Annotated in this window: 4 protein-coding genes; all 4 read right to left on the reverse strand. The window is 64.1% G+C overall.

Translation table 11 applies throughout. The features are described from left to right. The coding region (gene nuoF, locus AC1P6P_RS15865; RefSeq protein WP_481403417.1) for an NADH-quinone oxidoreductase subunit NuoF at positions 1-1,072 on the reverse strand (1,072 nt) is incomplete at its 3' end. Then, positions 1,072-1,593, reverse strand: a complete 522-nt coding sequence (locus tag AC1P6P_RS15870) for an NADH-quinone oxidoreductase subunit NuoE family protein (protein ID WP_481403418.1) — start codon at positions 1,591-1,593, stop codon at positions 1,072-1,074. The genes AC1P6P_RS15870 and nuoF, both read right to left, overlap by 1 nt. Beyond that, positions 1,590-1,910, reverse strand: a complete 321-nt coding sequence (locus AC1P6P_RS15875) for a hypothetical protein (RefSeq protein ID WP_481403419.1) — start codon at positions 1,908-1,910, stop codon at positions 1,590-1,592. The genes AC1P6P_RS15870 and AC1P6P_RS15875 overlap by 4 nt, the downstream gene beginning before the upstream one ends. Positions 1,911-1,930: 20 nt before the next feature. Next, positions 1,931-2,142: NADH-quinone oxidoreductase subunit D-related protein (locus AC1P6P_RS15880; protein WP_481403420.1), on the reverse strand; the 212-nt coding region annotated here is incomplete at its 5' end.

The following is a 2,142-nucleotide window of genomic DNA, read 5'->3' on the forward strand; positions in this document are numbered from 1 at the left end:
TGCCTTCGCGGCAGGGGATGCACCAGCCGCAGCTTTCATGCTGGTAGAACTTCATGGTGCGGAGCGCGAACTCGACCATGCAGACCGTTTCGTCGAGCACAACGACGCCGCCCGAGCCGAGCATCGATCCCGCCTTGCCGACCTGGTCGAAATCCATGCCGATGTCGATCTCTTCCGGCAGCAGCACCGGCGTCGAAGACCCGCCCGGCACCACGGCCTTCAACGTGCGATCATTGGCGATTCCCCCGCCCACCTCGAAGGTCATCTTCTTCAGGTTGTAGCCCATGGGCAGCTCGTAGACGCCGGGCCGCTCCACGTGTCCGCTCAGGCAGAACAGGCGCGTGCCGCCGTTCCGCGGCGTGCCCACCTCGGAGTAAGCCGCCGCGCCCATCGCAATCACGTGCGGGACGGTGGCGATGGTCTCGGCATTGTTGATGATGGTGGGGCCGCCGTAGAGGCCGACGACGGCTGGAAAGGGTGGACGAATGCGCGGCACTCCGCGCTTGCCTTCGAGCGACTCCATCAGGGCCGACTCTTCGCCTACTTCATAGGCGCCCGCGCCCGTCTGCACCACCACGTCGAGGTCGATCTTTGAGCCGAAGATCCCCTTGCCCAGGAAACCTTTCGCGTAGGCATCGGCAACGGCCTTCTCCATGATCTCGATCAGGTAGCGATACTCGCCGCGCAGGTAGATAAAGCCCATCTTCGCCTGGATGGCCAGCGCGGCGATGATGACGCCCTCGATGACGGCGTGCGGATCGTGCTCGAAAATCAGCCGGTCCTTGCAGGTGCCCGGCTCGCTCTCGTCGCCGTTCACCAGCACGTACTTCGGCTTCGCCGCCTGCTTGGGAACAAACGACCACTTCAGTCCGGTCGGGAAGCCTGCGCCGCCCCGGCCGCGCAGATTCGACGTCTTCATCTCGCCGATGATGGCGTCCGGCGTCATCTCGATGGTCTTGCGCGCGGAGGCGTAGCCGTCCAGCTCAATATATTTGTCGATGTTGGTCGCGCCCTTGCCGAAGCGGTACGAAACCAGAGGCACACAGTCGGGGTGCGTTGTCAGCGTCGCCATTACTTCCCACCCCCGTTCTGCGCTTTCGATCGATACTCCGCCAGCACCTTGTCCATCGACTCCGGCGTCAGATTCTCGTGGTACGCGTAGTTCACCTGGGCGGCCGGCGCCCACGAGCACGCTCCGATGCACTCGACTTCTTCGAGGGAAAAAACACCGTCGGGCGTCACGCCCTTGTTGGGCACGCCCAGGGTCTTTTTGCAGTGCTCCAGAATTTCGTTGCCGCCGCGCAGCATGCAGCTGATGTTGGTGCACACCTGCACGTGGTACTTCCCCGCCGGCTTCGTTTTCAGCAGCGAGTAATAGCTCACCACGTTGCGCACGTCCAGTTCCGTCACGCTCAGGCGCGCAGCCACTTCGGCGATTACGCCTGCCGAGACGTAGCCAATCTCATCCTGCGCGTACAGCAGCATGGGGACCATCGCCGAGCGCCTGACCGGATACAGCGTCACCAGGCGATCGAAGCGCGCCGCCAGCGCCGGCGAAAAAATGGTTCCGGATTTTGCGGGTTGTGTACTCATTCTTCGTCTCTCGCCGACCCCGCGCTCTTCACCAGCGCCACCAGGTCAATCGCGGCATGATCCAGATCCAGGGCCTTGCCGTCCACGGCGATTCGGCCCTCCGGCAGCAGCTCCAGACGCCCCTCGCCGGTCATCGCGTCGCCGCACACGAGCCGCCACTTCCCTGTTACGCCGGGCAGATCGCAGCGCAGCTCCAGCCGCGCCGTTCCCACGATGACGACAATCTCGCATCCGGCTGCGGCGACATCCGCCGAGCCGAATGCGCCATACGCCCGGACGACCGAAGCGAAAGAAAGCCATAGTTCGGCAGACAGCATCGTTCCCTCAGCGACGGCGCTCACCGGTCGATTTCTCCCAGCACGATATCGATGGACCCGATCACCGCCACCACATCCGCGATCAGCCGGCCCACGCACATGGTCTCCAGCGCCTGCAGCGTGGCGAAGGACGGATTGCGCATGTGCACGCGATACGGCTTGGCGGTTCCGTCGCTCACCGCGTAGTAGGCCATCTCGCCGCGCGGCGACTCGACCGCCTGATACACCTCGC

This window comes from Rhizomicrobium sp. (assembly GCF_056722145.1).

Bases quoted from the DNA above. Each gene is read 5' to 3' on its own strand.
- AC1P6P_RS15870 (WP_481403418.1), bottom strand. From the start codon at position 1,593: ATGAGTACACAACCCGCAAAATCCGGAACCATTTTTTCGCCGGCGCTG.
- AC1P6P_RS15875 (WP_481403419.1), bottom strand. From the start codon at position 1,910: ATGCTGTCTGCCGAACTATGGCTTTCTTTCGCTTCGGTCGTCCGGGCG.